This window comes from Sorangium sp. So ce185 (assembly GCF_051526825.1).
In the GTDB taxonomy this organism is placed as follows: domain Bacteria; phylum Myxococcota_A; class Polyangia; order Polyangiales; family Polyangiaceae; genus Sorangium; species Sorangium cellulosum_D.
The window spans coordinates 9,105,293-9,131,374 of record NZ_CP150316.1 but is presented as its reverse complement, the minus strand read 5'-3'; the positions used below and the strand labels follow the sequence as shown (position 1 = coordinate 9,131,374).

17 protein-coding genes and 1 pseudogene are annotated in these 26,082 nt (G+C 71.1%); 12 read left to right on the top strand and 6 right to left on the bottom strand.

Annotated features, from left to right (window positions below):
* Positions 1–58: 58 nt before the first annotated feature.
* Positions 59–1,843, bottom strand: a complete 1,785-nt coding sequence (locus WMF26_RS33320; protein ID WP_437996019.1) for an SUMF1/EgtB/PvdO family nonheme iron enzyme — start codon at positions 1,841–1,843, stop codon at positions 59–61.
* A gap of 254 nt (positions 1,844–2,097) precedes the next feature.
* On the opposite strand from WMF26_RS33320, the gene WMF26_RS33315 reads away from it, so the two are divergent.
* Genes WMF26_RS33315 through WMF26_RS33305 form a run of 3 tightly spaced genes read left to right on the top strand, consistent with a single transcriptional unit; the run spans position 2,098 to position 4,850 of the window.
* On the top strand, positions 2,098–3,057 hold the full coding sequence (locus WMF26_RS33315; RefSeq protein WP_437996018.1) for a GNAT family N-acetyltransferase: 960 nt from the start codon (positions 2,098–2,100) through the stop codon (positions 3,055–3,057).
* 21 nt (positions 3,058–3,078) lie between these two features.
* On the top strand, positions 3,079–3,864 hold the full coding sequence (locus WMF26_RS33310) for an aldo/keto reductase (protein WP_437996017.1): 786 nt from the start codon (positions 3,079–3,081) through the stop codon (positions 3,862–3,864).
* Positions 3,865–3,875: 11 nt separating this feature from the next.
* Entirely contained in the window at positions 3,876–4,850 is a 975-nt protein-coding gene (locus WMF26_RS33305; RefSeq protein WP_437996016.1) for an NAD(P)-dependent oxidoreductase, read from the top strand.
* Between the two features lie 191 nt (positions 4,851–5,041).
* Here WMF26_RS33305 and WMF26_RS33300 read toward each other — a convergent pair whose 3' ends face one another.
* From WMF26_RS33300 to WMF26_RS33285, 4 genes and pseudogenes are all read right to left on the bottom strand, one after another.
* Positions 5,042–5,929, bottom strand: a complete 888-nt coding sequence (locus tag WMF26_RS33300; RefSeq protein ID WP_437996015.1) for a LamG-like jellyroll fold domain-containing protein — start codon at positions 5,927–5,929, stop codon at positions 5,042–5,044.
* Positions 5,930–5,957: 28 nt separating this feature from the next.
* Positions 5,958–6,485, bottom strand: a pseudogene (locus WMF26_RS33295) (calcium-binding EGF-like domain-containing protein); the annotation flags it as partial.
* Between the two features lie 615 nt (positions 6,486–7,100).
* The gene (locus tag WMF26_RS33290) at positions 7,101–7,586 is read right to left on the bottom strand and encodes a hypothetical protein (RefSeq protein ID WP_437313828.1); all 486 of its coding nucleotides are present in this window, start codon (positions 7,584–7,586) and stop codon (positions 7,101–7,103) included.
* A gap of 153 nt (positions 7,587–7,739) precedes the next feature.
* A complete protein-coding gene (locus tag WMF26_RS33285) occupies positions 7,740–7,970 on the bottom strand; it encodes a hypothetical protein (protein ID WP_437996014.1) in 231 nt (76 codons plus the stop codon).
* A gap of 529 nt (positions 7,971–8,499) precedes the next feature.
* Here WMF26_RS33285 and WMF26_RS33280 point away from each other — a divergent pair.
* The 7 genes from WMF26_RS33280 to WMF26_RS33250 all read left to right on the top strand — a co-directional run bounded on the left by WMF26_RS33280 (position 8,500) and on the right by WMF26_RS33250 (position 19,990).
* Complete coding sequence (locus tag WMF26_RS33280) at positions 8,500–10,158, top strand: tetratricopeptide repeat protein (RefSeq protein WP_437996013.1); 1,659 nt, start codon at positions 8,500–8,502, stop codon at positions 10,156–10,158.
* 338 nt (positions 10,159–10,496) lie between these two features.
* Entirely contained in the window at positions 10,497–11,222 is a 726-nt protein-coding gene (locus WMF26_RS33275; protein WP_437996012.1) for a hypothetical protein, read from the top strand.
* 89 nt (positions 11,223–11,311) lie between these two features.
* Positions 11,312–13,690 carry a sulfotransferase gene (locus WMF26_RS33270; RefSeq protein WP_437996011.1) on the top strand — a complete coding sequence of 793 codons (2,379 nt, stop codon included), beginning with the start codon at positions 11,312–11,314 and terminating at the stop codon, positions 13,688–13,690.
* Complete coding sequence (locus WMF26_RS33265; RefSeq protein ID WP_437996010.1) at positions 13,687–14,706, top strand: Stealth CR1 domain-containing protein; 1,020 nt, start codon at positions 13,687–13,689, stop codon at positions 14,704–14,706. Before WMF26_RS33270 ends, WMF26_RS33265 begins: the two co-directional genes overlap by 4 nt.
* A 2-nt stretch (positions 14,707–14,708) precedes the next feature.
* Complete coding sequence (locus tag WMF26_RS33260) at positions 14,709–17,711, top strand: sulfotransferase (RefSeq protein ID WP_437996009.1); 3,003 nt, start codon at positions 14,709–14,711, stop codon at positions 17,709–17,711.
* Between the two features lie 182 nt (positions 17,712–17,893).
* A complete protein-coding gene (locus tag WMF26_RS33255) occupies positions 17,894–18,574 on the top strand; it encodes a sulfotransferase family 2 domain-containing protein (protein ID WP_437996008.1) in 681 nt (226 codons plus the stop codon).
* Between the two features lie 270 nt (positions 18,575–18,844).
* Positions 18,845–19,990 (top strand): calcium-binding EGF-like domain-containing protein, encoded by a 1,146-nt coding sequence (locus WMF26_RS33250; RefSeq protein ID WP_437996007.1) that lies wholly within the window; start codon positions 18,845–18,847, stop codon positions 19,988–19,990.
* A gap of 28 nt (positions 19,991–20,018) precedes the next feature.
* On the opposite strand, the gene WMF26_RS33245 is transcribed toward WMF26_RS33250, so the two are convergent.
* Positions 20,019–21,323, bottom strand: coding sequence for an MFS transporter (locus WMF26_RS33245; RefSeq protein WP_437996006.1), 1,305 nt, complete (start codon positions 21,321–21,323; stop codon positions 20,019–20,021).
* Positions 21,324–21,910: 587 nt separating this feature from the next.
* Here WMF26_RS33245 and WMF26_RS33240 point away from each other — a divergent pair.
* Together WMF26_RS33240 and WMF26_RS33235 are read left to right on the top strand one after the other, a co-directional pair.
* Positions 21,911–23,935, top strand: coding sequence for an FG-GAP-like repeat-containing protein (locus WMF26_RS33240; protein ID WP_437996005.1), 2,025 nt, complete (start codon positions 21,911–21,913; stop codon positions 23,933–23,935).
* Between the two features lie 69 nt (positions 23,936–24,004).
* Positions 24,005–25,981 carry an FG-GAP-like repeat-containing protein gene (locus tag WMF26_RS33235; RefSeq protein WP_437996004.1) on the top strand — a complete coding sequence of 659 codons (1,977 nt, stop codon included), beginning with the start codon at positions 24,005–24,007 and terminating at the stop codon, positions 25,979–25,981.
* Positions 25,982–26,082: the final 101 nt, after the last annotated feature.

Here is a 26,082-nt window from a genome sequence, read left to right as displayed (position 1 = left end):
GGCGCTCGTGAGCCGCCGCGCCCGCCGCGCCGGCGCTCGTGAGCGCCGCGCCCGCCGGTCAGCTCGACGAGGCCGTGCGCACGCAGCGGAAGCCGCCGCCGGCGAAGCGGTAATGCGCCTCGAAGCTCGTGCGCGCCCAGGTGCGGAGCGACTGCGCGCCGTACATCCACGAGCCGCCGCGCATCACGAGCAGCGGCTTGTCCGGAGGCCGCGTGTTGCGCGGGTTGTGCGAGGGGCCGTCCGCGTAGAAGTGCGCATCGTCGTAGTCCTCGCACCACTCCCACACGTTGCCGGCGAGGTCGAGGATGCCGTAGGGCGAGGCGCCCGCCGGCAGCGAGCCGACGGGCACCGTCCCGCCCTCGCGGTTGTCGTAGTTCGCGCGCGACGGCCCCGGCTCGGCGCGCCCCCAGGGGTACTTGCGACCGTCGGTGCCGCGCGCGGCCTTCTCCCACTCCGCCTCGGTCGGCAGGCGCTTGCCGGCCCAGTTGGCGTAGGCCCGCGCGTCGTCCCACGACACGTACACCACGGGATGCTCCTCGAGCCCCGGCGGGATCTCGCCGCGCCGGAAATGGGAGAGGAACCGGCTCGCGTCGGCGTCCTCGGGGCGATACCCCGTCACGTCGACGAACGCCTTGAACTGCCGGTTCGTGACCGGCGTGCGATCCATGTAGAACGCGTCGACGTGGACCTTCCTGCGCTGCTGCCCGCTCAGGAACGGCCCGCCGGGGACGAGGATCATCTGCTCGCCGGTCTTCTCGCGGACCGTCGGCGCGAGCTCGCGCCCGTCGGACGAGGGCCGCGACGTGGCGGGCGCGAACTCCGAGAGCGCCTCGTCGAGCCGCGCCCGGAACTCCGCGCACGACGCCGGCCGCCCGGCCGGATCCTTCGCGAGCGCGTCGAGGATGAGCCGGTCGAGCGCCGGCGGGATGTCGGGCCGCAGCGACGACGGGGGCGCCGGCGGATCGGCGACGTGGGCCATCATCACGGCGAAGTGGTTGGGGCTGTCGAACGGCACCTGCCCGGTCGACAGCTTGTAGAGCGTCACCCCGAGAGAGTAGATGTCCGAGCGCGGGTCCGCGGCGTGGGGGCTCTTCACCTGCTCGGGCGACATGTAACAGCAGGTCCCGAGGAACGCGCCGCTCAGCGTGTAGGTCGTCCCCTCGAGGATCTTGGCGATGCCGAAGTCGACGATCTTGGGCATCAGGCCGTCTTTGCCGGCCGTGACAAGGATGTTGTCGGGCTTGAGGTCGCGGTGGATGATGCCCATCCGGTGCCCCTCGTCCATCGCGTCGAGGACCCCGCCGAACAGCCCGCGGATCTCCTGGAAGGGGATGCGCCCGCGCCACCGCTCGAGGTGCCGCACCAGGGTCGACCCCTCGACATACTCCATCACGATCGCGAGCAGGTGCTCGCGCTCCACGAAGTCGTAGACGGCCACGACGTTGTCGTGGTTCCAGGCGCGGAGCACCCGCGCTTCCCGGGCGAAGCGCCGCCGGATCTCGGGGTTGCCGGAGAGGTTCGAGTGCAGGCATTTGACCGCCACGACGCGCTCGCGCGCGCGGTCGTGCGCCCGGTAGACGACGCCCATGCCGCCCTCGCCGAGCGTCGCCTCGATGCGGTAGACGCTGATCTCCGTCCCGGGCAGGAGGCGCACCGGCGGCAGCGGCAGCGAGGGGGGCGGCGGCGACTGCCCTCCGGCGCCGAGCTGCGTGGCCGGGAACGCCGTCGCGGCGAAGCCGGGGTCGAGGGCGGCGACGGGGTGGCCGCACGAGGGGCAGAAGCGGGCGTTCTCCGGGAGCGGAGAGCCGCAGCCGGCGCACCGGAGAGAGGCGTCCTGGCCCATCGGTCGCGGGGAGTTTCGCACAGGTCGGGGCCGTCGTGGGCGGCGAATGTGTGGCGCGCCGGGCGCGCCAGCCGGCGTCGGCAACGGCTCAGTCCGCGCGGCGGCGCGGGATTCCTGCGCTTCGTCGGCGGCGCGGCGGCGCGGCGGCGCGGACGGCGCGGCGGCGCGGCGGGGCGCGCCGCGGCGGCGGTGTGCCGCGCTGTCGGCCTCGGAGCGCCGCTCGGGGGAGCTGCGGGGCGTGGTAGCGTCGCGCGGTGGGCGCTCCTGGGGACGACGCCGTCGACCGGCGCATGCGCGCGATCCACGCGGCGCTCGTCGCGGGCGGCGCGATCGCGCCGCTCGCCATGGACGACGCCGAGACGCGCGCGTGGATGGATTGCGAGCTCGCGTCGCTCGTCGAGCACCGCTTCTTCGAGCGCGTCGACCCGGCGGCGCGCGGCGCCGAGCTGCGCGCCGTGTGGGAGCCGCGGGCGGCGCGCGACGGCGCGCAGCTCGGCACGCCGCACGCGGGCGCGCGCTACGCCGTCCCGTACTGGCTCGCGCGGGGCGGCCGCCGGGTCGGCGCCGTCGCGCTGTCGACGGGCGCCCGCGGCGAGCCGCTGCTCGAGGTCTCGAGCCTCTACGTGCTGCCCGCCCACCGCGGGCGCGGCGTCGCGAGCGCCCTGCTGCGCCGCGCGGACGGCGTCGCGCGGGCCCACGGCGTGCCCGGCCTGCAGCTCAAGACCCCGTGGTCGTGGCAGCCCGCCGTGCGCTTCTATCTCGGCCTGCGCATGTGGGTCGCCGGCTGGTCGGACGCGCTCGCCTTCGTCGTTCGCGCCGGGCTGCCCGCGCACGACATCGCGATCGGCGCGCGGGAGGCCGCGTTCGGGGTCGTGGTCGACGGCCGGACGGAGCACCTCATCCGCGCCTCGCGCGAGGGCGATCGGCTCGGATGGGTGGAGTCGCCGCGGATGGAGGCCTATCGCGGCGACGGCTCCGACGTGGGGTGTCTCGCCCCGGGGACGTTCGCCGTCGCCCTGGCGACGCGCGGCTACCCGCTCGTCCGGTCCGAGGCCCGCTGGCGCGAGCGGCACCGCGCCTTCGCCGGCGGGGAGCCCGAGGGGCTCGCGCACAAGATCGAGCTCTTCGAGGCGGTCGATCGCAGCTTTGGCTTCGACGTCCGCACGCCGCGCATTCCGGGCCTCCGATACCGGGAGTACGACGACATCGACTGAGGTGGTGTAAGCTGCCGGCGCATGGATGACTGGCTCCACCGCGCCCCCACCGCGTTCCGCGGCAAGCGCCTCTTCCGGCTCGGCCTCGCGGCGAACTACGGCATCGACGAGGACGGCGTGCGCGCGGCGATGGATCGCGGCGTCAACCTCTTCCTCTGGACGATGCGCGCGCGCGGGCTCGGCAACCCGCTGCGCGAGGCGCTGAAGCGGCGGCGCGATCAGGTCGCGGTGGTCGGCTATGCGCAGATCGGCTGGTTCGGCTGGGGCGTGCGCCGCGGGGCCGAGAAGCTCCTGCGCGAGCTCGGGACCGATCACCTCGACGTCTACCTGCTCAGCTGGCTCGGCGTCGGCTCCGCGTTGACGGGCGCGACCGAGCGGGAGCTCGTGCACCTGCGCGAGAGCGGCAAGGTGGGCGCGCTCGGGGTGAGCATCCACGACCGCGCGCGGGCGGGCAGCCTGGCGGCGTCCTCTCCGCTCGATCTCCTGATGATCCGCTACAACGCCGCGCATCCGGGGGCGGAGCGGGACATCTTCCCGCACGTGCGCGACGCGCGGCCGAGCGTGCTCGCCTACACGGCGACGGCGTGGCGGCGCCTCTTGAAGAAGCCGAACGGCTGGTCGAGCCCGGCGATGACGGCGGGCGACTGCTATCGATTCCAGCTCTCCAGCCCGCACGTGGACGTCGCGCTGACCGGGCCGAGGAGCCGCGCCGAGGTGGAGGAGAACCTCGACGCGCTCGCGAAGGGCCCGCTCACCGCGGACGAGGACGCGTGGATGCGCGACTTCGGCCGGGCGGTGCACGGGTGAGCGGGGCGGCCATGGATCGGAGGGTCATCGCCTGCACCATGGTGTTCCCCGAGGAGGCGGCGCGGGTGCTCGCGGAGGGCGTCGCGCCGCACGAGCTCGTGCTGTCCGGCGCGCGCTCGGCGGAGAACCTCGCCGAGGTCGGGCGCGATCCGGCGGTGCAGGGCGCCGACGTGGTCTTCGGCCAGCCGCACCCGGAGGACGTGTGCGCGGCCCCGCGCCTCCGCTGGGTGCACCTCAGCACCGCCGGCTATGCCCGTTACGACGTGGCGGCGGTGCGCGCCGCGCTCGCGGCCCGCGGCGCGGTCCTCACGACGAGCAGCGGCGTCTACGCCGACCCGTGCGCGGAGCACGCGCTCGCCTTCCTGCTGGCCGCGTTGCGGCGGCTGCCCGAGTGCCTCGACAACCAGCGCGGCCCGCGCGGCTGGCCCGACGCGGCCGTGCGGTCGAGGAGCGCGCTGCTCCGGGGCCGGCGGGTGCTGCTCCTCGGCTTCGGCGCCATCGGCCGCCGCCTCGCCGCGCTGCTCGCCCCGTTCGAGGTGGAGCTCCGCGTCCTGCGCGCCCGTCCCCGCGGCGACGAGCCTGGCCGCGCCGTCGCGCGGGACGAGCTCGCCGAGGCCTTCGCGTGGGCGGACCACGTGGTCTCGAGCCTGCCGGAGGCCGAGGGCACGCGGCGGCTGGTCTCGGCCGCGCTGCTCGCGCGGATGCGGCCGGGCGCGTGGTTCTTCAACGTCGGCCGGGGCGCCACGGTCGACCAGGCGGCGCTGCTCGAGGCGCTCGAGGCGCGCCGCCTCGCGGGCGCGTACCTCGACGTGACGGATCCCGAGCCGCTGCCGCCGGATCACCCGCTCTGGCGCGCCCCGGGCTGCTTCATCACCCCGCACACCGCCGGCGGGCGGCGCGAGGAGCCGGTGGCGCAGGTCGAGCACTTCCTGGCGAATCTGCGGCGGTTCGAGCGGGGGGAGCCGCTCGTGGACCGGGTGATTTGAGGCGGGGTGCGGGCGCGCGCGGAGACACACGCCGAGCCGGGGCCATCCTCGTAGACGGGCTGGCGAGAGGATCTCGTCATGGGGCTCCGGCTGGCAGGGCTCGGTGGTCGAGGCGCCCGGCTCGCTCGCGGGAGGTGCGAAGCGAGCCGGGCGGCCTGCGCGCTCACGCGCCGGCGTGGACGAGGCTCAGCTCACGGAATGCAGACGCCGGCGGAGGCGGCGGCGCAGATCGAGGAGACCTCCGCGTCGCTGAGCTGCGCGGGGAAGAAGGCCACCTCGTCGATGAGGCCGCGGAAGCGGCGGTTCGCCACCGTGTCCTCGCTGCCGATGGTGACCGGAAGCGTCGAGGACAGGTTGATCGTGCCGGCGAAGAAGCTCGAGGTCTGCCCGACGAGCGCGCAGTCGACGTAGAGCTTCACCACGTTGGCCTTTCGCGAGACCGTGATGTGGTACCAGGTGTTGAGCGAGAGCGACACCGGAGCCGAGAAGGCCTGGTTCACGCTCACGCCGTCGTTGACCCCGAAGCCGAGCTGCCCGCCGCTGAGGCCCACGGCGTAGCCGGTGCCGCCGGGGCCCCGGTTCCTGGAGAAGAGGGTTTGGACGCCGGTGGCGTCGTTGATGTAGATCCACATGTCCACCGTCATGTCGTTGAGGCTCGCGAACGGCGCCGCCGTCGTCGCGACCGCCATGTCGCCGTTCTGGGTGCTGAACGCCTGCCCGACCTGGCCGGCGGCGAAGGCGACCCCGGTGCGCAGCGTCCCGTTGTAGCCGTTGCCCGAGCTGTCCGCGGCGTTGTTCTCGCCCTTCCAGAAGCCGGTCGGCGTCGGCAGCCCGCTCACGCAGCCCACCAGGTTCTGGCAGACGGAGCCCTGGTAGCCGGCGGCGCACGAGCAGGTGAAGCCGTTCACGCCGTCGGTGCAGGTGCCGCCGTTCAGGCAGGGGCTGCCGGCGCAGTCGTCGATGTTGGTGCAGGTCACGCCGTCGCCCTCGTACCCCGCGTTGCAAGCGCAGCTGAAGGAGCCCACCGTGTTGGTGCACGCCGCGTTCGCGTCGCAGTTGTCCGTGCCGGCGGTGCACATCGTCGATGTCCGTGCAGGTCACGCCGTCGCCCTCGTACCCTGCGTTGCAAGCGCAGGTGAAGGAGCCCGGCGTGTTGGTGCACGCCGCGTTCGCGTCGCAGTTGTCCGTGCCCAGGGCGCACTCGTTCACGTCGGTGCACGTGCCGCTCTGGCAGGTGAGGCCGTCGCAGCACGGCACCGTGGGGTCGCACGGCGCGTTCACAGCCAGACAGCCCTGGCCGCCGCAGGTCGGGTCGTAGCTCGGCGAGCTGGGGTCGAGGCTGGTTACGTAGTCGTCGGCGTGGGCGCTGTGCGCGTTGATGCACGCCTGCTCGCTGACGCGAACGATCGTGTACGGCTTCGTCGCGGAGCTGGTCTTGTGGCAGATCTGGACCGTACCGTTGATGTCGAAGTAGTTGCACTGCTCGGGGGTGAGCGCGTCATGGGCTTCGCCCACGGCCTCGTGGTCATCGCCGTCGGCCGTGGAGGGGTCGGCGCTGGTGCAGCTCGCGAACAGCAGGGTGGAGAAAGCCGGGATCGCCAGATAGCCGAGAAGAGAGTGCTTGCGATAGCTCATCGTTTGTCCTCTGTTTTTCTTTGTTGTTGAAGTGGGGGTGCCGCGCGACGGCGAGCCTGCGTTGGTTGGAAATCTCAGGTCGTCCAATCGCTCAAGCGCCCAATCGTCCAATTTAAGACCGATGCCAGCGTGAATGGTCCTTTGCGAAGGTGATGTTGATGCAGGCCCCTGCGCGTCTTCCGCGTTTCGCGCGCGCCGTCGCGCGAGCCACCGGCTCCCGTGCGGAATTCGCGCTGAAATCAGGGCACATCGCCTCATCGGGCCCGTTTGCCCGGTATCGCGCACATCACGTTACCGGGCACGAGCAGCCCCCCGGGTCCAGCCGCGCTCCGCCACTGCCGCTGCTGAATGCCTCAGCTGCGGAGCGCGCCCCTCACCGCCTTAAACGACCGCGGACACTCTGCCGGAATCGATGACGGAGTGTCGCCGCAGCATGATGCACCAGCCAGGCGAGCCGCGTAAATCGAAAAAAAATGGTCCTAGCACACATTCTTGTCGTTCGTGGACAGGCGCTATCGTGTGTACACAGTCACGCGGTGGCCCGCCGCGGCCCTGCCGCGATCACCGCGGCTGCGCGCTCCTCCGTCCTCGACACGCCCGCACGCGCAGAGGCCGTCACGGGCTCGCCGTCGCGCGCCGCCCGGTGAAGGTGTCGGAGGCGATGGGATCGCCGGTGTCGCTCGAAGGATCGAGCGGATCTTCCCCGTCCTCGAAGGTGCGCACGACGAGAGAGCCGGCGATCTCGTCGCAGCCCTGACCGACCGTGTCGAGGACGATATCGATCCGGGCCGTCGTCAGCAGGGTGTTGTCCTCGTCGTAGACGAACGCGAACAGGGCGCCTCGAGCGCCGTCGTCCCCCACCTTCTCCCAGCTCCCCTGCTGGTTGGAGAAATTGTAGAGGGGCTGCGTCGAGGTGGTCCCGAAGAAGGAGCCGTCGGCCGCGAACGTCCAGAAATCCCTCGCGCCGCCCGCCTCCGAGATCAGGTAGGTCCCGGCGCAGGCGGAGGGGAAGCCGCCGGCCAGGGTGGGCGCCGGCCGGAGCGCGAGCCCGAGGGCCGCGAGCGGGAGCAGCGAGAGAGCGAACAGAAGCCTTTTGCGCATATCGGTTTCGATCCTTCTCCATGGACCGGTGCCACGTGCTCTCGGCGCGTCATCGCGCCAGTACGCCGCGACAGGTCCGTTCAAACGAGCACGGAAAAACGATTTCTCATCCCACGGCGGTGACGCCACCGGAAGTCTTTTCGGTGCGGGGAGCTACGGCGCGGGCGACCGATGGTAGAGATACCCATTCAGGTACGCGCAATCGAACTGCGTGACCGGGGTGGCGCCGGGATCGAGCGGGTCGACGCCCGTGGCGAAGATCTTGCCCTGACAGCTCGCCGTGAACGTCTGCTTGTCCGGCGCGAACACCAGGACGTAGTCGACGACGGCGATCCCGGAGAACGCGGGCGCTGCGCCGGTCAGATCGAAGTTGAGGTTGAGCATGCGCACGGAGACCGTATGGCTCCCCGCGCGCCTCCAGGAGCCCAGGCTGTCGCTGAACGTGAGCCCGCCGGCGCGCGCCTCGCGCGGGAGCGCGCCTCCGGTCCGTCGACGCCGGAGCGGCCGGCTCGGTACATGCGGCGAGGCCCAGCGCGGCGAGGGCGAGCGCGGACGCGCCTCTGAGGAAGCTCAATGTGCTCATGAGGGAGAGGTCCTCCCTGGCGGCCCCCCGGCAGGGACGCCGCCCCCCGGTGCCATTCGTCGCAGGCCCCGCGTTGCCCCCCGACGGGGCCGAGGCGCGTGTGCCCTGACCGCGCACGGTAAACGTCAGCGCAGCGGCCCTTCACGCGTTTTTACCGTGAATTCGCTGTGAATCACATCGCCCGGTCCGCGGCTCGCGCCGATCCTCGCGCATTCCGCGGCGGAACGGCCGGGCGTTGGGCAAGGCCACACGCTCTCCTCCTGGAGGAGAGACCGGTGCGATTCACGCTGTTGCATCCGGCGGGGCACTTAGGTGAGCATGCTGACGTAAATGGAAAGTTCTCCGCAGAGCGCCCAGCGCGCCTCCATCGTGGCCGAGCTGGAGCGGGTGGTGACGAGCCCGGTGTTCGGCGGGTCTGCGCGGCAGATCCGGCTGCTCCGCTTCCTTGTCGACGAGGTGCTCGCGGGGCGCGGCGCCGAGCTGCGCGCGCCCCTCCTCGCCACGCGCATCTTCGATCGGCCCGAGGGCTTCGACTCCACCGAGGACTCGATCGTGCGCGTCGAGATGAGCAAGCTCCGGCGCGCCCTCGAGCGCTACTACGCCGCGAACCGCGCTACGGCGGTGCGCATCGAGCTGCCACGCGGCCGCTACGCCCCCGTCTTCGCCACGGGGGCGGCGGCGCCCGACGCCGCCCACCCCTCCGTCTCCCGGCGGCCCTCGATCGATTCGTCGCCCTCCGACCGGCCGGGCCCACCGTCCCCCCGAAGGCCGCGGTTCCCGGCCAGCGTCGACGGGCCCGTCATCGCGATCCTCCCGTTTACCTCGATCACCACCGTCTCCGCCTCCTTGAACGCGGACGGGTCGGAGAGCGACCCGCCGGTGCCGGGCTCGACGGGCACGCGGAGCCGCGCCGTCGCCCACGGCCTGACCGACCGGCTCGGCGACCTGTTCATTCGCGCCCCGCGCGTGCGCGTGCTCTCGCGCGCCGCCACCCTGGACGAGGCCGAGGCGCGGGGCGCGCGCTACGTGCTCGAGGGGAGCGTGCGCCTCATCCCCGGCGCGCTCCGCGTGGCGGTCAAGCTCCACGACACGACGCGCGGAATCCAGGTGTGGAGCAAGACGTTCGACCGCTCCGACGTCGACAACCGCCTGTTCGCGGTCGAGGACGAGATCGCCCGCGACATCACCACCTTGCTCGTCGCGCTTCCCCTCGGCGCGGTCCATGCCATCGAGGCCGAGGAGCGCTGCGTCCACCCTCCGCGCTCCGCATACGAGGTGCTCCTGCGCTTCCCCCGGTGGCTCGCCACCTTCGATCGCCGCCTGCAAGCCGAGCTCGCGGACCACTGCACGCGCTTCCTCGAGCGCGACCCCGATGACGGGGTGCTGCTGGCCTATTCCTCGTTTCTTCATGTGCTCTCGTCGTGGACGGCCGCCGGCAGGGATCACGACCGTTGCCGGTCCGCCGAGCATGCGCGCCGGGCCGTGGCGCTCGAGCCCAAGCTGGCCAACCCCCACCAGGTGCTCGCGTTCGTGCTGCTCGACGCCGGCGACGGCCCGGCGGCGCAGGCCGAGGCCAAGGTCGCCCTGAAGCTCGGCGGGCCGCTCATGTTCACGGGCTTCCTCCTCGCGCTCTCCGGCGACTGGGAGCGCGGCACTGCCATCCTCCGCAAGCATCGGAGCTTGACGAAGCGTTATCCCGGCACCGTCCACCACGCCCTCGCGCTCGAGGCCTGTCGCCGCGGCGACTACGCGGCTGCCCTCGTCGAGGCCGAGGCCATCACCCCCAACCTCGCCTGGAGCGCGCTCGACCGCGCCGTTGCCCTGGCCCGCCTCGGCCGCGTCGCCGACGCCCGCGCCGCCGGCCGCGAGCTCGCCGCCATCCTGCCCGAGGTCGCGCGGGATCCCCGGGCCGTCGTCTGCCGCATGACGGCGGACCAGGCCCTGGTGGGCGACCTCGTGGAGGCGCTCGCGCTCGCAGGGGTCGGCTGAAGCGGGGAGACGGTCGAGGTGGGCCGGCGGCGGCTCGTCCATGCCTCCTCACCCGTGGACCCTCCGGACGCCTCTGTGAATCGCACCGGGTCGAGGCCCCGGAGACAGCGCGCGGCGCCTCGCCCCATGCCCGGCCGTTCCGCCGCGGAGCGCGCGAGGAGCGGCGCGAAGCGCGGACCGAGCGGTGTGATTCACAGCGAATTCACAGCGAAACATGGCGACGGGCCATCGAGCCGACCTTTACGGTCCGCGATCGGCACACGACTCGATGATCTATTCCCGTTGCGCTCAGGGGGAGCGCCGGATGACCCACCTTCCGTCGTGGCCAAGGAGCTCGCATGACCAGAAAAGACTACCTCAAGCTCGCCTCCATGTTTCCCATGGTCTGCTCCGGCGTCCTCCACCTGGCCGCCGGGTGCACCGGCGCAAGCACCGACGAGCCGGTCGGCGCGGCCGAGTCGGCGCTCACCGCCGCCCAGTGCCAGTACTTCGACGTCGACGGCAAGGTCCAGGTCTGCCACAAGACCAACTCGATCAACCACCCCTACACCATCCTCAAGATCAGCGAGCAGGCGTGCATGGACGGGCACGCGAGTCACGCCGGTGACTACGTCGCGGTGGGCGACCCGACGTGCCAGGGCGACGGGTGTCTGCCGCAGGGCGCCCCCTGCGACGCCACGCTGCCCTGCTGTAGCGGCAGCGCGTGCGTGAGCGGCACCTGCGTCGCGAACTGCGTCCCGACCACCTGCGCGGACGAGGGCGCGGTCTGCGGCACCATCTCCGACGGGTGCGGCGACACCCTCGACTGCAGCGGCGCGTGCTCGGAGGGCGGCGGCACCTGCGCGCCCGACGACACCTGCGGGTGCCCGGCCCCCGACGGCTACGATCCGGGGTGCGCGACAAACGCGTGGGACGAAGCGGCGCAAGAGTGCGAGCTCAGCTTCGCCGCCTCCGGCACTGCGTGCGCGAGCGGGGACGAGTGTGATGGTGCCGGGCACTGCGTTGCCTTCACGACGGTTGACGTCGGCGGCGTCCCCACCGACGGCTGCTGGAACTGTTACTAGCGAGCGGCCTGCCGGCGGCTCGGCCCGGGGGCTCTCGGGACACCGAGAGGCCCCGGGCTGGCTCCGGAAGGGCGCCGGAGCGCTCGAGCATGTCGAACGGGACTCCCCCTCTCTTCATCGTAGGCGCGGGCCGGTGCGGCGCGACCGTGCTCTCCCGCCTCCTCGCCCAGCACCCCGACGTGGCGAGCCTTTCGGAGCTGTACAATTCCCTGGGCGCCGGCGCCTTCCCGCGGGACGCGGTGGACGGGCCCGCCCTGTGGGAGGCGCTCTCCGAGCCCCGGCCCCAGCACCAGCTCTGGCTCCGGCTCCTCTCGCACGGCGTCGCCATCGACGCGTTTCGCTACCCGCACACCGGCCTGGGCCGGTTCCGCGAGGGGGGCATCCCGCCGCTCCTCACCATGACGCTGCCCGAGCTGAGCGACGATCCCGACGGCCTCCACGAGGAGCTGCGCCTCTTCGTGGAGGTGCTGCCGACGGACCGCATCGGCGCCCAGTACCGCCGCGTCTTCCAGTGGCTGACCGAGCGGGTAGGCCGGCGACTCTGGGTGGAGAGCTCCAGCTCGTCGATCGCGAGCGTGCCAGCCTTGATCCGGCACTTCCCGGACGCCCGGTTCGTCCACGTCTACCGCGACGGGCGCGAGGCGGCCCTCTCCGCGAGCCGCTTCCCGCCGCTGCGCCTCACGGCGATCTCGCAGATGTTCGAGAGCCGCGTGGGCAGGACCTTGTTCGAGCCGGTCCCTCCCGCGGACGTGCCCCGGCTCCCGCCGGAGATGCGCCCGCTGGTGGCGCCGGGCTTCGACGTGGACGCCTTCCGGCGCGTCGAGATCCCGCTCAAGTACTTCGGCAGCGTATGGTCGACGCAGATGGTCCATGGCGCGGCCATGCTCGCCGGCCTGCGGCCCGAGCGGATCCTCCACCTGCGCTACGAGTCGATCCTGGCCGACCCCGAGCCCGCGCTGCGGCGCCTCCTCGCCTTCCTCGACCCGAGCCTCCCGCAGGAAGCGTGGCTCGAAAGAGCCCTGCCCCTCGCGCGAGCCAACCCGCCGAAGTGGCCCATCCTGCCGCCGGACGAGCACGCCGCCCTCGAGGCCTCGTGCGCGCGCGGGATGGCGGTGATCGAGACCCTGGAGCACCGGCCTCGGGCCGCCCCGCCCGGCCGGGAAGGCGAGAGCTACCAGGGCGGGCACGATCCGGAGAGCATCCGCGCCGAGCTCGCGCGCATCCTGGTGCGCGTCCTCGGGCTGAACATCGCCCCCGAGCAGATTCGCCCCACGGATGCCCTGTTCGCGCACGGCATGGGGCTCGACTCGGAGCAGGTGAGCGCGATCGTCCGCGAGGTGGAGAGGCGCTTCGGCGTGACGCTCTTCGAGGAGAGGATCAACATGAGCGCCTTCGCGGACGTGCTCTCGCTCGGCCAGCTGGTCGCGGTCGCGCTGGCGCGCGGGAGCCGAGCCGCGGGAGCCGGCGAAAGCCCCCAAGGCCGGGCCGAGGACCTGGATGCACGTCGCCAACCTCCTCCCCACCCGAGGGGCAGCACGAAAGACCTCTGGCTGACGATCGTCATCCCCGTCCGCAACGAGGCGTCGAACCTCTGGTTCACGCTCCAGGGCCTGGGGTTCCAGGACCTCGACGGCGTCGAGATCGTGGTCGCCAACAACGGCGGTGAGCAACTAGCCGACGTGGAGAAGGTCACCAAGCGGTTCGGGGCGCCGGCACGGCACATCCTCGCGGACGCCGTCGCCTCGGTGAACTTCCCGCGCAGCGCCGGGGCGGCGGCGGCGGAGGGCGAGTGGCTCCTCTTCCTCGACGCGCACGTGCTGCTCTCGCCGGGGGCGCTCACCTGCCTCCGGGATCGCGTGCGCGAGGGGCTCTATCCGCCGCTCTCGCTCGTCCACATCCCCCTGCTTCACGAGAGCCGGACCGGCGCGATGGGGCACTACCGGCTGACGCTGGAGGAGGACTTCTGGGGCAAGTGGGGCCCGCCGGTGCGAGAGACCGACTTCCCCTACCGGATCGCAGCGACCGGCAACTACGCCATGCTCACCCGGCGGCAGGACTTCGAGGCCGCCCGGGGGTTCAACCCCCGCTTTGCCGGCTACGGGGGGGACGAGATCTACATCCAGCTCAAGTACTGGCGCCTCGGCGGAGAGGTCTTGCTCGAGCCGCTCGTCCGCGGCGCGCACTACAGCGGGCCTCGCGGCTACCGGAACAACGGGGACGAGATCGTCCGCAACATCGGCCTCGCCGGCAGGGTGGTCGTGGGCCCCGACTTCCTCCAGCGCTTCGAGGCGAAGATCTCCCCCCACTGGGCCAGGTACACCGGCCCGAAGGGCTTCTCCGCGGCGCTCCGCGAGGGCGTCCGCGCGGCCGAGGAGAGCGGCGAGGCCGCCTGGCTCGAGGAGATGGCGAAGCTCTCGTTCGACGAGGTCCTGGACCTGTGGCGGCGGGAGGGGGTCCCGGTAGCATGATGCCGAGCTTTGCGATCGATGCCGTCTACCTCTGGGCGAACGCCTCCGATCCCGAATGGCTGGCCACGCGCCGCGCGTTCCGCGACGAGCACGCGGCAGAAGGCGGCAAGGGGTCCGACGAGGCTTGCCGCTTCCGCGACCACGGGGAGCTGCGCTACAGCCTGCGGAGCGTCGAGCGATATGCGCCCTTCCTGCGGCGGGTCCACGTCGTCCACGGCGGAGCTCCCCCCTCCTGGCTCCGCGCGGACGATCCCACCCTCCACCTCGTCCGGGACGACGATCTCTTCCCCGACCCCGCGCTCGCCCCCTCCTACAATTCGCAGGCGATCGAGGCATTCCTCCACCGCATCCCCGGGCTCGCCGAGCACTACGTCTACTTCAACGACGACAACTTCCTGTGCGCTCCCTTGTTCCCGGCCGACCTCTTCGACCCCGACGGGACCGCCGTAATCCAGATGAGCCCTTTCCCCATGCCCTCTTACCACGCCACGGAGGACGCCTGGCTCCGCAGCATGTGGCGGACCTTCGAGGCGCTGGGCCGGCACATGGGGGAGCGCTACCTCCCGACCTTCCGGACGCTGACGCCGCTCGCGCTGTGGGCCCGCGCGCCCCTCCCGCCCGAGTGCTTCTGGAACCTGCCGGCGCACGTGGCGCAGCCCTTCCGCAAGAGCATCTGGCCCCGCGTCCACGAGGTCTTCGCGGACGAGGTGCGCGCGCTGACGCGCCATCGCTTCCGTCACCCCGAGGTCATCGGCCCGAACATCGCCGCGACCTACCTCAGCCTCGAAGAGAAGCTCGCGCGGTTCGTCCGCGAGGCGCGGAGCCGCCACGTCTGGGCGGGGATGAAGCCCGAGGACCTCGACGCCGCACGTCGAGTCTTTCTGGACAGCGAGGAGCGGCGGCCGATCTTCGGCTGCCTCAACGACACCGCCAAGCCGAGCGTCGACTGGGGCGCCTACGTCGCCGATATCCTGGGGACGCTGTTCCCCACGCCGAGTCGCTGGGAGCGCGCCTGAGCATGTCGAACGGGACTCCCCCTCTCTTCATCGTGGGCACGGGCCGGTGCGGCTCGACCATGCTCTCCCGCCTCCTCGCCCAGCACCCCGACGTGGCGAGCCTCTCGGAGCTGTACAACTCCCTGGGCACCGGCGCCTTGCCGCGAGACGCGGACGCGGTGGACGGGCCCACCCTGTGGCAGGTGCTCGGAAGGCCCCGGCCTCACCACCAGCTCTGGCTGGAGCTCCTCTCGCACGGCATCGCCATCGACGAGTTTCGCTATCCGCACACCGGCCTGGGCCGGTTCCGCGAGGGGGGCATCCCACCGCTCCTCACCATGACGCTCCCCGAGCTGAGCGACGATCCCGACGGCCTCCACGAGGAGCTGCGCCTCTTCGTGGAGGCGCTGCCGGCGGACCGCATCGGCGCCCAGTACGCCCGTGTCTTCCAGTGGCTGACCGAGCGGGCGGGCCGCCGGCTCTGGGTGGAGCGCTCCGGCGCCTCGATCGCGATCGTGCCAGCCTTGATCCGGCACTTCCCGGACGCCCGGTTCGTCCACATTTACCGCGACGGGCGGGAGGCGGCCCTCTCCGCGAGCCGCTTCCCGCCCATGCGCCTCATGGCGATCTCGCACATGATCAAGACCCGGGTCGGCAAGACCCTGTTCGAGCCGATCCCTCCCGCGGACGTGCGCCGGCTCCCTCCGGACATACGCCCGCTGGTGGCGCCGGGCTTCGACGTGGACGCCTTCCTGCGCGTCGAGATCCCACTCAAGTACTTCGGCTCCGTGTGGTCGACCCAGATGGTCCATGGCGTCAAGATGCTCGCCGGCCTGCCAGAGGAAAGGGTCCTCCACCTGCGCTACGAGTCGCTCCTGGCCGACCCCGAGCCCGCGCTGCGGCGCTTCCTCTCCTTCCTCGACCCGAGCCTCCCGCAGGAAGCGTGGCTCGAAAGAGCCCTGCCCCTCGTGAGAGCCAACCCGCCGAAGTGGACCAGCCTGCCGCCGGACGAGCGCGCCGCCCTCGAAGACTCGTGCGCGCGCGGGATGACGGTGCTCGAGAACCTGGAGCCCAGGCCTCGGGCCGCCCCGCCTCTCGGGGAGGACGAGCTCTACCGGGGCGGGAACGATCCCGAGAGCATCCGCGCGGAGCTCACGCGCATCCTGGTGCGCGTCCTCGAGCTCGACATCCCCCCCGAGCAGATCCGCCCCACGGATCTCTTTTTCCTGCACGGCTTCGGGATCGACGAGGTGGAGGCGCTCGCGCTCGTCCGCGAGGTGGAGAGGCGCTTCGGCGTGGTGCTCTTCGAGGAGAAGATCGACGTCGGCGCCTTCGAGGACGTGCTCTCGCTGGGCAAGCTGGTCGAAGGCGCGATGGCGCGGGCGCCGGACCGCAGTACCCAGCGGGCGCCTGGCCAGACGAGGACGACGCAGCGATTCGACTTCACGTTCCCGCTCCCGAAAAACGAGCAGCAGATCGTCCAGCGCTGGCAGGCGGACGGATCGCTCGTGCCGAGCAAGCTCAGCTTGATCAACCGGCCCTACGATGAACAACAAGGCAAGAGCGATCCCGCTCTGGACGAGAGGCAGTACCTCGTCGGCATCTGCGCCTTCGAGAACTGGCCGGGCCGGATCCACAACCCGAACGACCGGCCGGGGTTGCGCGAGTTCGATCTCTTCATCGAGCCGAGTTACCACCGCTTCATCGGCTTCATGCACAACTTCCGCGATCCGCGCGACGTCTTCCCCGGCGACTTCCCGCTGCTCGACATGGACTTCTCGGATTACGTCCAGGTGCGCAAGCGAGGCAGGGTGAAGATGTTCGACATGGTCTACTACGCCGGTCACTCGGTCGCGGGCAGGCCGGAGACGACGAAGTGGAGCAGCTCGATCAAGGGGCACGATCTGGCGCTCACGGTCATCCGCGCGCTGCTCGAGGTCGATCCCAACTTCCGCGTCGCCATCGTGAACGACGTCTTTGGCATCGACGACCCGCGCGTCCGGAATCTCGGCATGCTGCCCTACCGGGCGTTCCTGGACCTGGTGGAGTCCGCGCACGTCCTCTTGGTGCCGAGCACGCTGGACGCCTCGCCCCGCGTCATCGCCGAGGCCCTGTGCCTGGACACCTACGTGATGGTGAACGCCGACATCTCCGGCGGCTGGAAGTACGTCAACGAAGAGACGGGTGCGTTCTTCGACCGGACGAACTTTCTCGACGTCTATGCTCGCCTCCGCGCGCGGGGGCCGGCGGCGACGCGCAGGTGGTTCTTGGCGAACTACGCAAACCACACGCTCGAGGCGCGCTTCAACGCCTGGATCAACGACTGTATCCTGCGCTACTCCGCGTTCAACCGCTTCGGCGGCGTCCTCTACGTGTGCCTCGAGGGCGATCGCCGGGAGGAGCGGGAGGAGATGATCCGGAACGAGCTGCTCCGCCACATGGGGATCTTCGGCGACTGCGTGGAGCAGGTCCCCGCGGCCCTTGTCCCCGGCAATGCGCACAAGGCGCGCGGACTCTCGCACCTCGCGGCGCTCCGGAGGGCCCGCGAGCGCGGGCTGCCCGACGTCGTGATCTTCGAGGACGACTTCCAGTTCATCGTGCCCCGGCAGGTGGCCAATCGAAAGATCGAAGAGATGCTCCGCGACTTCCCTGATCGCGACGCAATCCTCTTCGGCAACCACCAGATCACCCATCACGAGGTCACCCCTGGCGGCGCGGTGCTGCGCGTGCGCGCCGGCGCGTGGCCGCACGGCTACGCGGTGCGCGCCGAGCGCTACGACGAGCTGATCTCGGGGCTCGCCGAGGCGTGCGCCGCGATGCCCGATGACGACGCCGGCGACGCGCCGCCCATCGATGACGTGTGGACGCGCTTCGCCGGCGACGCGAACGTCCACGCGTTCCGGGTCCCGCTCGGCGAGGGGATGCAGCGGCTCGGCAGGCTCCGCGCCTTCGCCGTGAGCACGGGGGCGAGCTGTGTCGAGGGCGCGTGCCCCCAAAGCCCGGGCACGGTGATCGTGTCGTCATGAAGCTCGTCACCGGGGTGTTTACGTGGCGCGCATGGACGCCGACGACGTGAGCCTCCCCGAGCGCCTCGCCAGACAGGTGGCGTTCTCCCTGGCGCGGCGCGAGCATCGTTCGCCTCTTCAGCAAAGCCTGCACACGCAGTGAACGCGCACGACCCAGCAGGGCCATCGAACGTCGAGGGTTCATGATCTTCCCCGAGCACCGCACGATTTTCTTCCACGTCCCGCGCACGGGCGGGACTTCGGTCGAGCTGATGTTCATGAAGAGGCTGCTCGACCCGTCCGTCATGGACCGCGACCGCCTGTGGGGTCCGGATAGGAACGAGAGATTCTACCTCCAGCACGCCACCTGCGCGACGACCCTCCGGCTCATCGGGCGGGAGCGGTTCGACGCGTACTTCAAATTCGCGGTCGTGCGCAACCCGTTCTCCCGCATGGTGAGCACGTATTATTACCTCTTGCCCCGGCACGAGAAGATGTACGGGAGCTTCAAAGGGTACCTCCGGGCGCTGCCGGAGCTGATCGAGCTGCCGACGAACAAGGGCGGCGGCCACCAGACCCCGCAGCGCGAGTTCACGCACCTGGGCGGCGAGCAGGCCGTCAATGTGATCCTCAAGTTCGAGGATCTGCCAGGCTGCATGGACACTGTCCGGGCCCGGCTCGGCATCACGGATCCCCTGCCTCACGTGAACGAGACCAGGTTCCCGAGCGTGAAGCGGACGCCCACCGCGGCGCACTACGACGCCGAGTCGGTGGACATCGTCCTCCGCGTCTACGCCGACGATTTCCGGCTGTTCGGCTACAGCCCGGCGCCGCCGCAGAGCTCGAGCGGCGCGCCAGCGTCGTCGCCGGCGGCCCCGCCGTGACCAGGCGGTCCTCGTCGTCGGCGCCGCGGGCATCGGCGGTCGCGCCCGGCTCCGGGGACTCGGCATGCTTCGCGGTCTCGGGCATTGTCGAGACAGAACACGTCGTGTCCCCCTGGCCCCATTACCCTGTAACGGATCGGCCACAGTACCCTGCGACGTGGCAATGGATTGAAATCCAGATTGCAATCTTGGACGTGCTGGCGCAGGGTGCGTCCCCGGGGGGGCGCCACGCGGACCTCCACCGCGCGTCCCGCCAAAAGGAGAAGAGTCATGAAGCATTTCAATTCCCTTCGTGCATTCGGCGCAGTGGTCACGGTCCTCGGCCTGAGCAGCTTCGCGGTCCTCGGCGGCGCGTGCTCCAGCACGGACACGGACACGCCCGACGGGTCGGACGCCGAGGACCTCGGCGCGGCGGACCAGCCCCTCATCCTCGGCGTGCTGTGCCCGCTCTTCGCGGTCAACGGAAAGGTCCCGATCTGCCACCATACCGGCTCGGCGAGCTACCCCTACACCATCCTCAACGCCAGCGTGCACGCCTGCGTCCACGAACACTCCGGCCACGCCCACGACTACATCGCCGTGCTCGACCCGACCTGTCATGGCGACGGCTGTCTGCCGGTGGACGCGCCTTGCGACGCCGACGTGCCGTGCTGTGACGGGCTCACCTGCCATAACGGCACGTGCACGGACCTCTGCGCCGGCGTGACGTGCGCCGCCTCCGACGCGTGTCACGTCGCCGGCACCTGCGACCCGGCCACCGGGCTCTGCTCGAACCCCGCCGCCGCCGACGGCACGGCCTGCAGCGACGGCAGCGGCTGCACCCTCACGGACAGCTGCGTCGCCGGTACCTGCACCGGCAGCGGCAATCCGTGCCAGAACGGCGGCACCTGCACTCCTGCGGCGCCCTACACCTGCACCTGCCCCGCGGGCTGGACGGGGACGAACTGCGAGACGCCCGCGTGCGTCCCCACCACGTGCGCCGCTCAGGGAGCGACCTGCGGCACCATCCCCGACGGCTGCGGCGGCACGCTCACCTGCGGCGCGGCTTGCGGCCCCGCCTGCCCCTGCGCCGCGAACCCAGCCTGGCAGGCCGCGCTGGCCGGGACGATCGTGACGGATGGGCGGTGCACGAACTACTCCTTCCCCGCCCCCTGCCACACCTCGGGCAGCCGCTCCTGGGCAGTCTCCGATGAGGGGACGGGGGTCGTGGAGCTCATCGCCGGATCGGGGGTGACCGAGGACGGCCCCTACAACTTCTGCGGTGTGCAGGTGATGCAGGTGAGCAGCCAGTTCCCCGGCAATTGCAGCGGGGGTAGCTTCCCCGTCTCCAACTTCTCCATCACCCCGGCGGAGGTCCAGACGTGCAGGGCCGAGATCCTGGCCTTCGCGACGGCCCAGAACGTCACCTGCAACTGAGCCTCCATCGCCCACATTCCAGGCGCGCCTACCCGCCGCCTGCCGCCCCGGCGCCAGCATGCTGTCGGCCCAGAGCAAAGGCCAGCGCGGCCGCGAGCGCGGCCAGCGGCGCGACCTGCAGGGCGCCGAGGAGGCCGATCCGGTCGGCGAGGACGCCGGTCACGAGCGGCGCCGCGGCCATGCCGAGCAGGTTGTTGGCCACCGCCAGCGTCGCGAACGCGGTCGCGCGGATCGACGCCCGGGTCATGCCGGCGACCATGGCGCTGGCCGGGCCGGCCGTGCCCCCGGCGAACAGCGTCCCGGCCCCGATGAGCGCCAGCTGCATGGGGCCTGCTTCGAGCCGGAAAGCCACGCCGAGCAAGGTGCAGCAGGTCAGGCTGTAGGCGACCGCCATCCGCCACGGGCGAGCCGGCTGGCCGCGACTCAGGCGATCGGTCAACACACCGCAGGCGATCATGCCGGCGCCGCCGATCAGGACGAAGACGGCCGCGGCGGCGCCCGCCCGATCGACGGTCATGCCGTAGTAACGGTTCAGGTAGCTGGGCATCCAGGACAGCACGGCCCCCATGACGAACAGGTGCAGACCGCTGCCCACGTGGACACAGACGATCGAGGGCGTCGGAAACAGCGACTCCAACACGGAGCGGAACGTCATCGGCTGGCGCGCAGGGGGCCGTGCGACAGCGGCGCGCTGGCCCTCCTCCAGCGCTGGTCGCGACCGCTGTTCGGTGATGGCGAAGCGGTAGATCGCAGCGAGGACGAGGCCGAAGAGGGCCATGACGCCGAACGACCAGCGCCAGCCCAGCCTCGCCGCCACGTGGCCGCCGAGCGCCATGCCCAGCACGGCGCCGAAGGCGCCGCCGGCCGCGAAGGCGCCGCTCAGGCTGGCCCACTGGTGGCGCGGGAACACCGACAGCACCACGGCGATACCGACGCTGCCATACGCGGCCTCCCCGACGCCGACGACAAAACGAGCGACGAGCATCTGGCCGAAGTCGGCCGACAGCCCGCACCCCAGCGTCGCCACGCTCCACAGCGTCGCCATGAGGGTCAGGCTCCGGACGCGGCCCAGGCGATCGGCCAGCAACGACAGCGGAATGGCGAGCACACCGACCGTCAGCGCCACGACGCCGCTCAGGGCCCCCAGCTCGGTATCGGAAAGGCCCCACTCCAGCTTCAGCGACGGGAAGACCGCGTTGAGGACCTGGCGCGACATGTAGTCGGACAGCAGCAGGCCGAAGCTCAAGGCAAAGACCAGCCAGGCGTGAGCGCGCGGCACGGCGGGCGTCTCGGGGAGCGCGTCCACCTCGGACTCGCGGGAATGTGGTCCCAAGAAGGTCTCCTTTCGCGCCGAGGCGCAGCCCTCCCCCGGCGCGCGGAGCGTAACCGAGAGTGGTCCGTGCGGCGACGACCGCCAGAAGTGAGCGCGCTGGAGCGACGCCGCCAGCAGTCCGGACCCGGCGCCGACCCGGCGAGACGTGGCTCGCCTGATTGAAGCGCCCTGCGTGCGCTGAAAACCCACCATCGACGGCGGAGTGGGCGCGGCCGTTCCGCACGATGAGGCGCGTACTCCGCAGCTGAGGCGTTCAGGCAGCAGCAGCCGTGGCAGCGGAGCGCGACGGGCCCGCGGGCTGCTCGTGCTCGGTACCGTGATGTGCGCGGTGCTGAGCAAACGCGCCCGAAGAGGCGGTGTGCCCTGATTTCGGCGCGAGCTCAGCGCGGGAGCCGGCGGCTCGCGCGACGGCGCGCGCGAAACGCGGAAGACGCGCCGGGGCCTGCCTCGACATCACCTCGGCCAAGGACGTCTTCGCGCTGGCCTCGAACTTGAATTGGCAGATGTGGACGACCTGACATTTCTTCAGCCAGCGCAGGCCCGGCATCGCGCGGCACCCCCCGCTTCAAGAAAACAGAGGACAAGCGATGCGCTGTCGCAAGGGCTCTCTTCTCGGCTATCTGGCGATCCCGGCTTTCTCCACCCTGCTGGTCGCGAGCTGCACCGGCGCCGACCCCTCCGCGGCCGACGGCGACGACGACGAGGCCGTGGGCGAGGCCCATGGCGCGCTCACCCCCGAGCATTGCAACGACTTCGACGTCAACGGCACGATCCTGATGTGCCACAGGAACGGCTCCACGACGTACCCCTACACGATCCTCAAGATCAACCTGTTGTGCCTCCCCGCGCACTTGCTGCATCTCGGCGACTACATCGCCCTGGGCGACCCCACCTGCCACGGCGACGGCTGCCTCCCCGAGGGCGCGCCCTGCAACGCCACGGTGCCGTGCTGCGACGGCCTCACCTGTCATCACGGCACGTGCACCGAGAACAACGAGTGCGCCCTGGGCACCGACGACTGCGACGCGAACGCTACATGCACCGATACGCCGAGCTCCTTCACCTGCGCTTGCAACGCGGGGTACGAGGGCGACGGCGTGACCTGCACCGATATCGACGAGTGCGCCGCCAATCCGTGCCAGAACGGCGGGACCTGCACCGACGGCGTCAACGGCTATACCTGCGCGTGCCTGCCCGGCTTCACCGGCGCCGACTGCGAGACCGACATCGACGAGTGCGCCGAGAGCCCGTGCCAGAACGACGGGACCTGCGCCGACGGCATCGACAGCTACTCCTGCACGTGCTTGCCCACCTACGAGGGGACCCGCTGCGAGGCGTGCGAAGGCAGCCTCGCGGACTGCAACGGGCTCACGTCCGACGGCTGCGAGGTGAACCTCCAGAGCGACGCCTCCCACTGCAGCGCCTGCAACAGCGCGTGCGCGCCGGGTGAAATCTGCTCGAACGGCGGCTGCCAGGCCGCGCCCCCCGGCCAGGTCCCCGGCACGCCGATCAGCGTGCCCGAGACCCACAGCCCGCTGGCTCCGGCGGTCGCCGATGTGAATGGCGACGGCGAGCTCGACATCCTGGTGGCCAACGCCGAATCCGGATCGTCGCAGAGCCCCGCCGGGTCGCTCTCCGTGTTCCACGGCAATGGCGACACGACCCTCCAGCCGGAGCTCTACTACACGGGCGCCCCGCTCTCCAGCAACGCGGTCGTGGCGGTGGACGTGGACGGCGACGGGTGGCTCGATGCCGTCACCGTCGATGGCCAGATCAACCTGCCCACCAGCAACGGGAGCATCAGCGTTTACCGAAACCAGGGCCCGAGCGCGCCCGGGACCTTCGGCATGTCGACGACCTTCACCACCGGAACCCCGGGCTCCGTCCACCTCTGCGCCGGGGACTTCGACAACGACGGGGTGGCCGACATCGCCACAACCAGCGTGACCTTGAGTCAGGTGAGCGTGGTCATGGGCACCGGCGGGGGCAGCTTCGCCGCGCCCGCGCTCATCTCCATCTCGGGCACGGGCGGCGTGCAGTCGAGCATCGCCTGCCGCGATCTGAACGGCGACGGCTTCTCCGATCTCGTGGTGACGAGCCCCGGCACCGCGCGCCTGTCGATCCTCATCAGCCAGGGCAACGGCTCGTTCGCCGCGCCGGTCGCCTACACCAACTCCGCCAGCGGCCAGACGGCGGGCATCGCCTTCGGCGACGCCGACGGCGACGGCACGCTCGACATCCTCTCGAACGGCGCGGCCGGCCGGTTCCTCTTCTTCTTCAAGGGAAACGGCAACGGCACGTTCGCGAGCGGCGTTCAGTCCACCGCCTCGCCCACCGCGATCGCCAACTCGGCGCTGGGGGTCGCGGCCAGCGATTTCAACGGCGACGGCAAGCTCGACGCCTACATCCTGGTCACCACCTCCGCGGGCGGCGTCCGCCCGATGACCGGCAACGGCGGCGGAGGCTTCACCTCGGGCCCGGTCGTCCCGACCGGCGCCTCGCCCGGCCCCAACGCCATCGCCGCCGCGGACCTGGATGGCGATGGGTACGACGATCTCGTCCTGACCAACAGGGGATCCGGCACCCTCACCGTGATCCCCAACGGACTCTGATCCGCCAGCGCAGGCTAACATCGCGCGGCACCCCCCCGGCCGCTTCAACAAGAAAACAGAGGACAACCCATGAGCTATCGCAAGAGCTCTCTTTTTCGCTGTCTGGCGATCCCGGCATTCTCCACGCTGCTGTTCGCGAGCTGCACCAGCGCCGGCCCCTCAGTGCCCGGCGGTGATGACGACGAGCCGAGCTGCGAGCCGACCTGCGGCGGCCAGGGCTGTCAGGCTGTGAACGCGCCGTGCGACCCCACGGCGCCGTGCTGCGACGGCCTCACCTGCCAGAGCGGCACATGCACCGATGTGAACGAGTGCGCCCTGGGCACCGACAACTGCGACGCGAACGCTGCGTGTACCAACACGACGGGCGCCTTCACCTGCGCTTGCAACGCGGGGTACGAGGGCGACGGCGTGACGTGCGCCGACGTCGATGAGTGCGCCCTGGGCACCGACGACTGCGACGCGAACGCTACATGCAACAACACGACGGGCGCCTTCACCTGCGCTTGCAACGCGGGGTACGAGGGCGACGGCGTGACGTGCGCCGACATCGACGAGTGCGCCGAAAACCCGTGCCAGAACGGCGGGACCTGCACCGACGGCATCAACGGCACCACCTGCGCGTGCTTGCCCGGCTTCACCGGCGCCAATTGCGAGACCGACATCGACGAGTGCGCCGAAAGCCCGTGCCAGAACGACGGGACCTGCGTCAACGGCATCAACAGCTATACCTGCGCGTGCTTGCCCACCTACGAGGGGACCCGCTGCGAGGCGTGCGAAGGTAGCCTCGCGGACTGCAACGGGCTCACGTCCGACGGCTGCGAGGTGAACCTCCAGAGCGACGCCTCTCACTGCAATGCCTGCAACCTCGCGTGCGCGGCGGGTGAAATCTGCTCGAACGGGGGCTGCCAGACCCCGCCCTCCGGCCAGGTCCCCGACACGCCGATCAGCACCTCCGCGCTCCACAACCCGCTGGCTCCGGCGGTCGCCGATGTGAATGGCGACGGTGCGCTCGACGTCCTGGTGGCCAACGCCGAATCCGGATCGTCGATGACCCCCTCCGGGTCGCTCTCCGTGTTTCACGGCAACGGCGACGCGACCTTCCCGCCGGAGCTCTACACCACGGGCGCCCCGCTCTCCAGCAACGCGGTCGTGGCGGTGGACGTGGACGGCGACGGGTGGCTCGACGCCGTCACCGTCGACGGCCAGACCAACCTGTCCGCCGTCAACGGGAGCATCAGCGTCTACCGCAACCTGGGCCCGAGCGCGCCCGGAACCTTCGACACGCCGACGAGCTTCACCACCGGAACCCCGGGCTCCGTCCACCTCTGCGCCGGGGACTTCGATCATGACGGGGTGGCCGACATCGCCACGACCAGCGTGACGTTGAGTCAGGTGAGCGTGCTCCTGGGCACCGGCGGGGGCAGCTTCGGCGCGCCCACGCTCATCTCCATCGCGGGCACCGGGGGCGTGCAGTCGAGCATCGCCTGCCGCGACCTGAACGGCGACGGCTTCTCCGATCTCGTGGTGACGAGCCCCAGCGCCGCGCGTCTCTCGATCCTCATCAACGAGGGCAACGGCTCGTTCGCCGCGCCGGTCGCCTACACCAACTCCGCCAACGGCCAGACGGCGGGCATCGCCTTCGGCGACGCCGACGGCGACGGCAAGCTAGACATCCTCTCGAACGGCGCGGCCGGCGCGTACCTCTACTTCTTCAAAGGGAACGGCAACGGCACGTTCGCGAGCGGCGTTCAGTCCTCCACCGGGGCCAGCGCGATCGCCAACTCGGCGCTGGGGGTCGTGGCCAGCGATTTCAACGGCGACGGCAAGCTCGACGCCTACATCCTGGTCACCACCTCCTCGGGCGGCGTCCGCCCGATGACCGGCAACGGCGGCGGAGGCTTCACCTCGGGCCCCGTCGTCCCGACCGGCGCCTCGCCCGGCCCCAACGCCATCGCCGTCGCGGACCTGGATGGCGACGGATACGACGATCTCGTCCTGACCAACAGGGGATCCGGCACCCTCACCGTGATCCCCAACGGGCTCTGACCCGCCTTTTCGTCCGTATGCGGCGGATCGTCCGGGAAGTCGACGGACGAGACCGGCCGGACTGGCCGCGCAGCGCTCCCCGAAGCTCGACGGAGCGACGG

Coding starts and splice junctions, on each gene's coding strand:
- WMF26_RS33255 (WP_437996008.1), top strand. CDS start 17,894: ATGATCTTCCCCGAGCACCGCACGATTTTCTTCCACGTCCCGCGCACG.
- WMF26_RS33285 (WP_437996014.1), bottom strand. CDS start 7,970: ATGCTCAACCTCAACTTCGATCTGACCGGCGCAGCGCCCGCGTTCTCC.
- WMF26_RS33305 (WP_437996016.1), top strand. CDS start 3,876: ATGGATCGGAGGGTCATCGCCTGCACCATGGTGTTCCCCGAGGAGGCG.
- WMF26_RS33240 (WP_437996005.1), top strand. CDS start 21,911: ATGCGCTGTCGCAAGGGCTCTCTTCTCGGCTATCTGGCGATCCCGGCT.
- WMF26_RS33320 (WP_437996019.1), bottom strand. CDS start 1,843: ATGGGCCAGGACGCCTCTCTCCGGTGCGCCGGCTGCGGCTCTCCGCTC.
- WMF26_RS33270 (WP_437996011.1), top strand. CDS start 11,312: ATGTCGAACGGGACTCCCCCTCTCTTCATCGTAGGCGCGGGCCGGTGC.
- WMF26_RS33310 (WP_437996017.1), top strand. CDS start 3,079: ATGGATGACTGGCTCCACCGCGCCCCCACCGCGTTCCGCGGCAAGCGC.
- WMF26_RS33300 (WP_437996015.1), bottom strand. CDS start 5,929: ATGTGCACCGCCGGCACGGACAACTGCGACGCGAACGCGGCGTGCACC.
- WMF26_RS33235 (WP_437996004.1), top strand. CDS start 24,005: ATGAGCTATCGCAAGAGCTCTCTTTTTCGCTGTCTGGCGATCCCGGCA.
- WMF26_RS33290 (WP_437313828.1), bottom strand. CDS start 7,586: ATGCGCAAAAGGCTTCTGTTCGCTCTCTCGCTGCTCCCGCTCGCGGCC.
- WMF26_RS33260 (WP_437996009.1), top strand. CDS start 14,709: ATGTCGAACGGGACTCCCCCTCTCTTCATCGTGGGCACGGGCCGGTGC.
- WMF26_RS33275 (WP_437996012.1), top strand. CDS start 10,497: ATGACCAGAAAAGACTACCTCAAGCTCGCCTCCATGTTTCCCATGGTC.
- WMF26_RS33250 (WP_437996007.1), top strand. CDS start 18,845: ATGAAGCATTTCAATTCCCTTCGTGCATTCGGCGCAGTGGTCACGGTC.
- WMF26_RS33265 (WP_437996010.1), top strand. CDS start 13,687: ATGATGCCGAGCTTTGCGATCGATGCCGTCTACCTCTGGGCGAACGCC.
- WMF26_RS33280 (WP_437996013.1), top strand. CDS start 8,500: ATGGAAAGTTCTCCGCAGAGCGCCCAGCGCGCCTCCATCGTGGCCGAG.